Source organism: Lacrimispora sp., from assembly GCF_032078915.1.
Classification (GTDB): domain Bacteria; phylum Bacillota; class Clostridia; order Lachnospirales; family Lachnospiraceae; genus Lacrimispora.
Window position 1 is genome coordinate 1 of the sequence record NZ_DAMAUN010000166.1, and the last position, 5,770, is coordinate 5,770.

The 5,770-nt window shown below is 45.7% G+C and carries 4 protein-coding genes; all 4 read left to right on the forward strand.

Annotation, left to right across the window (positions count from 1 at the left end):
- Positions 1-717: aminotransferase class III-fold pyridoxal phosphate-dependent enzyme (locus RT269_RS29490; protein WP_313188061.1), on the forward strand; the 717-nt coding region annotated here is incomplete at its 5' end.
- A 188-nt stretch (positions 718-905) separates the two neighbouring features.
- The gene (gene bilS, locus RT269_RS29495; protein ID WP_025234480.1) at positions 906-1,409 is read left to right on the forward strand and encodes a flavodoxin family protein BilS; all 504 of its coding nucleotides are present in this window, start codon (positions 906-908) and stop codon (positions 1,407-1,409) included.
- A 21-nt stretch (positions 1,410-1,430) separates the two neighbouring features.
- Positions 1,431-3,305 carry an ATP-dependent zinc metalloprotease FtsH gene (gene ftsH / locus RT269_RS29500; RefSeq protein WP_313188062.1) on the forward strand — a complete coding sequence of 625 codons (1,875 nt, stop codon included), beginning with the start codon at positions 1,431-1,433 and terminating at the stop codon, positions 3,303-3,305.
- Positions 3,306-3,458: 153 nt separating this feature from the next.
- Positions 3,459-5,648: a methyl-accepting chemotaxis protein gene (locus tag RT269_RS29505; RefSeq protein ID WP_313188063.1), complete on the forward strand. Its 2,190-nt coding sequence runs from the start codon at positions 3,459-3,461 to the stop codon at positions 5,646-5,648.
- Positions 5,649-5,770 lie beyond the last annotated feature (122 nt).

Sequence of the window (5,770 nt, forward strand, 5' to 3'; positions counted from 1 at the left end):
TCAGTCAAAAAGCTGTTTTCGGAATTTCCAGGCGACATCGGAGCCCTGGTGGTGGAGCCGGTGGCAGCCAATATGGGGCTTGTTCCGCCAAAGCCCGGTTTTCTGGAATTTTTAAGAGAAATCACGGCAAAGCATGGAGCGGTTCTCATCTTTGATGAAGTCATTACCGGATTTCGCATGGGACTTGGAGGCGCACAGGGATATTACGGTGTTGTTCCTGATATGACAGCCCTCGGAAAGATCGCAGGCGGAGGAATGCCCATGGGAGTGTATGGAGGAAGGAAGGAGATCATGGAGGTGGTTTCTCCTTTGGGGAAGGTTTACCAGGCAGGAACCCTTTCCGGCAATCCCATTGCAACGACAGCCGGGATCGCGACCATCAGGACCCTGATGGAGCAGCCGGGAATTTATTCTTCTCTGGAAGAAAAGGCAGGAAAGCTTGTAAAAACTCTTAAGGAAACGCTTCCGGAAACCTGGGTGAATCAGGCAGGCTCTCTTTTGGGCGTATTTTTCACAAAAGAACAGGTGGTGGATTTTGATACGGCTCTGGCTTCGGATACGGTCAAGTATGGAACATATTTTCATTATCTTTTGGAGCATGGCATTTATACGGCTCCATCCCAGTTTGAGATTTTATTTCTTTCTGCGGCACATACGGATGAGGATATTGAAAAAACCTGCGGCATCATAAAGGAGGCAGCAGGAATTATTTCTTAAGAACGGTAAAATAAAGCTTTGGGATAGCTGGTTAACAGCACTTCCAAAGCTTTTTCAAATTTTAATAGAATAACCGTGCATTTTGCCATATAGATTCTTAAAGTTACATAAATTGTATTAACATTTTCCGCAATCTCTTGATAAATAGCTTGATTTGGTATATTTTAATCTCATAGGAGGCTGAATGTATGGACTATTTAGTTGTATATACAAGTAATACTGGAAATACCCAGAAGGTAGCCATGAAAATTTTTAAAACCCTTCCAGGAAAATCCAAGGATATTGTCAGTCTGGAGGAACTTCATGGAGAAGAAGCGGATACGTATTTTGTAGGTTTCTGGAATAACCGGGGAACCTGTAAAACAGAAGTGCTTGACTTTCTTTCGGATCTCCACGGCAAACGGGTTGCTTTGTTTGGAACCTGCGGGCTTTCCGGAAATAAAGAATATTATAAACAGGTGGAAAAGCAGGTGGCTGTATTCCTTCCTGATGATAATGAATATCTTGGCTGTTTTATGTGCGGAGGAAAGATGGCTCCCCAGATTTTAGAAAAGTACAGGCAAATGCAGGCGATTCACGACACTCCTCAGATCAGAGCCATGATATCCGCATATGAGGATGGGATGCTGCATCCCAATGAACAGGATTTTAAGGACGCGGAAGAATTTGTAAAATCGGTTCTTAATGAGTAACAAAAGAAAAGGAGGAGTATTATGGGTTTGAAAGATGATAATACACAAAATAAGCAGAAAAAACCGTTTATTTTTTACTATGTAATCGTTTTATTAGTCATGATATTGTTCAATGCATTGACGGTTCCCTGGATCCAGTCCAAAACCGTGGCTGAGGTTCCCTACAGCACGTTTCTGGAGATGGTAGACCAGGGGAAAGTCCAGGCAGTAGCAAAGACAGAAACAGAGATCCAGTTTAAATCAGATACCGGAAAGAAGGACTGGGAAGGCAAGCCTGTGTACGATGTATATAAGACCGGATTGTGGCCGGATGATACACTTACCGAAAGGCTGATAGCCCATGACGTTTCTTTTGAAAAAGCGATTGTAGAGCAGATGTCCCCCTTACTTTCCATTTTGCTTACCTGGATCATTCCCATTTTGATCTTTGTGTTCCTGGGGAATTTTCTATCCGGGCAGATACAAAAAAAGATGGGCAGCGGCAATGCCATGAGCTTTGGAAAATCCAATCCGAAAATATATGCGGAATCCGAGACAGGAAAAACATTCAGGGATGTGGCCGGCCAGGAGGAGGCAAAGGAAGCTTTAACGGAGATTGTGGATTTTCTTCATAACCCCCAGAAGTATGCGGATATCGGTGCATCCCTTCCCAAAGGTGCCCTGCTGGTAGGCCCTCCCGGAACCGGTAAGACACTTCTTGCCAGGGCGGTAGCAGGTGAAGCACATGTGCCGTTTTTTTCCATATCTGGTTCTGAATTCGTGGAAATGTTTGTGGGTATGGGTGCGGCAAAGGTCAGGGACTTATTTAAGCAGGCCACTGAAAAGGCCCCCTGTATCGTATTCATCGATGAAATTGATACCATAGGCAAGAAACGTGACGGTGGCGGCTTCACAGGAAACGACGAACGGGAACAGACCTTAAACCAGCTCTTGGCTGAGATGGATGGATTTGACGGAAGAAAAGGCGTTGTCATATTGGCAGCCACCAACCGTCCGGATTCCCTTGATAAAGCTCTTTTAAGGCCGGGCCGTTTTGACCGCAGGATCCCTGTGGAGCTTCCTGATCTTAATGGCAGGGAGGCCATATTAAAGGTTCACGGCAAAAATGTAAAGCTGTCCGATGATGTGGATTTTCATGGAATCGCACTTGCCACGGCCGGGTCCAGCGGTGCAGAGCTTGCCAATATTGTAAATGAGGCGGCGCTCCGGGCAGTCCGGTTGGGCAGAAAAACCGTAACCCAAAGAGACTTGGAGGAAAGCGTAGAGGTAGTAATCGCCGGATACCAGAAAAAGGATGCTTCTGTTAATTCCAGGGAAAGGAAGATCATTGCTTATCATGAGGTAGGGCATGCGCTTGTTGCTGCCTGCCAGAACCATTCAGCGCCTGTTCATAAGATCACCATTATTCCAAGAACTTCCGGCGCCCTCGGCTATACCATGCAGGTGGATGAAGAAGAACGACACCTGTTGACAAAGGAGGCTGCCTTAAGCAAGATCGCCACCTTTACCGGAGGAAGGGCGGCAGAAGAGCTGATATTTGATACAGTCACCAGCGGCGCTTCCAATGATATCGAACAGGCTACCAGAATTGCCAGAGCCATGGTGACCCGTTACGGTATGAGCGATGAGTTTGATATGGTGGCCCTTGAGACCGTAACCAACCAGTATCTGGGTGGAGACACCACTCTTGCCTGTTCTCCTGAAACGGCAAAGCAGATCGATGATACCGTAATCAGAATCGTAAAGGAACAGCATCAGAAGGCCTTTAATATTCTTAAGGAAAATGTTACAAAGCTGCATGAGATCGCAGAATATCTCCTGGAACGGGAAACCATAACAGGGGAAGAGTTTATGAGAATCGCAGGTTTTGATACTGCCGGAACCCAGGAGAGTTAATCATAAGTTTGTAGTGGAGTGTTTGCCTGACCAGTCGGCAATGAATGAATTAATTGTAAGAATGTTACAAAAAAAATCAAAATACATTTTACATTTTGGTAAAATATGGTATAATTCCCGTAAAGGTTGTAACTTACAGAGGGGGATTATGCAATGAAGGTACAGTTTTTGAGAAAATGGAAGAATCGTGATTTAAGTAGCAAAGGGTTGTCCTGGTTAAAGATGAAGGGGGCAGGGAAATATCAGCTTTCAACCAGGATTGCACTCATCGCAGGAATTATGCTGGTGGTCGTTTTTACGGCTTTGATCGGAGTTACCTCAAGAATGACAAAAAACGCCATGAAACAGTCCGCTTTCAGGGAGTTAAAGACTCTGGCATCTGAGAACGGAAAAGTGATCCAGCAGACGCTTGATGAGGCAAGGCAGGTATCAGACAATATTACGTATTATCTTGAAAATTCAACGGCGAACCGAAAGGTTCTCCAGGGGCTGAGGATTAAGTCTGGCCCTTCGGCTGAGCCGCTGTATAAGAGCCAGGTATTTGATAATATGACCCTGGACAGCTATGGTATGAGAATGGAGGATTATATGATGACGACCATCAAGTCCTCAGTTCTCTACTCCGAAGATATCGTAGGAGTCGGTATTCTGTTTGAGCAGTATGCCATGAGTTCTGCAGCCAGAAGCTATGGACTGTATGCCGGCAAGGACGGGACGGTTAAGGACTGCGGTCTGTACGAGGATTATTCTTCCGCGGATTATTTTGTTAAGGTGATGGAAGAAAAGGCTCAGGTCATCACACTGCCATATAAATCGAATGGAATGATGATCATCACCATGGCGGTGCCTGTGATCGTAAACGACAGGGTGCTGTGCGTGGTTTCCATTGATGTGGATTTAGACCGCTTCAGCCAGATGAAAACGGCAGGTTCCTCCTACCCAAGTATGCAAACCTTCATATTAAATGAAACAGGAACTATTATTTCAGAAAGTACAGGCAGCGGTCTCGTGGGAACCAGTGTTTCTGATTTCGTGAACAGCGGGACATGCAGAGAGAAGATAAATACCGGAATTGCCTCTGGCTCCGACTTTTATACCGTAGATCCAGGCAAAAAAGGAGATACCTATTATTTCTTTGAGCCAATTCAATTAAATGGTTCCAGCTGGTATTCCGTTACAGCGGTGGAAGCGGGGGATATGAACCGGGAAGCAAACCGGATGTCTTCCATGATGATCGTTATTTCCATCATGGCCATGATCGTTATTCTCTTTATCATTGCATTTATCATAAGAAGGCAGTTAAAACCGATCCATAAGATCGTCGCGGCTGCCGGGCAGATTGCGGAAGGGGATTTAAGCGTCATTATTGATGTGGAATCCAACGATGAGATCGGCCTTGTGGCAGCTTCCTTTGAACGAATGACAGTAAATTTAAAAGAGGTAATTGACCGAATCTCCTTTACGTTAAAGGAAGTGGCGGATAACCATTTGGACTTAGACGTGGAGCTGGGTCTTAAGGGAGATTTTTCCCAGCTTGAAAAAGCGGTAAAGCAGATCGTCATGAATTTAAATTCGGTAATGAATGAAGTCAACCAGGCAGCTGCCCAGGTAGCGGTAAGCTCCGGACAGGTTGCAAGCGGATCCCAGCTTTTAGCAAACGGTGCGGAGGAGCAGGAAAGAACCGTTGAAATGCTATCCGGTTCCATCAGCCAGGTTGCAGAAAAAGTCAGACGTCTGGCAGAAAAAGCCGGAGATGTTTCCTTACAGGTTCAGATGACCGGTACAGAGGTGGTAAACTGCGACATGTCCATGCAGAATCTTTCCAGTGCCATGAATGAGATTCATGCATCCTCCGGTGAGATCGGAAAGATCATTAAGGTGATTGAAGATATTGCATTCCAGACCAATATCCTGGCATTAAATGCTGCAATAGAGGCCGCAAGGGCAGGAGAGTCTGGAAGAGGATTCGCAGTGGTTGCCGGTGAGGTACGGAATCTGGCTGCGAAAAGCTCTGAAGCAGCAAAGAATACCACAGCATTAATCAGGGATTCCATAAATGCTGTGGAAAAGGGCAATGAGATATTGGATGAAACCGTTCAGTCCATGATGAAGGTGTTGGAGGATTCCGCTCTGGCAGTGGATTCCGTGGATACCATTTCAACCATAGCCTCCCAGGAAGCAAGAGCAGTGGAAGATGTGACCAAGGAGCTTGGAAGGATCTCCTCTGTAGTTCAGAACAATGCCGCGGCTGCGGAAGAAAGTGCGGCTTCCAGTGAGGAACTATCCCAGCAGGCGCAGCTTTTGCGTGAACTGGTAAAGAGCTTCCGCTTAAGAAAAGAATAGAAGATACATAATGGACCTCATACAGGATCGTGGAAACAGAGTTAAATGGAACAGATATTTAACTCTGTTCAGACTGTAGACAAAATCCAGGGCATTCACCCTGGATTTGTCTTGTAACAGAG

What these genes read in the sequence shown, in the direction of transcription:
- bilS (WP_025234480.1), top strand. Translation starts at nt 906, where the DNA reads ATGGACTATTTAGTTGTATATACAAGTAATACTGGAAATACCCAGAAG.
- ftsH (WP_313188062.1), top strand. Translation starts at nt 1,431, where the DNA reads ATGGGTTTGAAAGATGATAATACACAAAATAAGCAGAAAAAACCGTTT.
- RT269_RS29505 (WP_313188063.1), top strand. Translation starts at nt 3,459, where the DNA reads ATGAAGGTACAGTTTTTGAGAAAATGGAAGAATCGTGATTTAAGTAGC.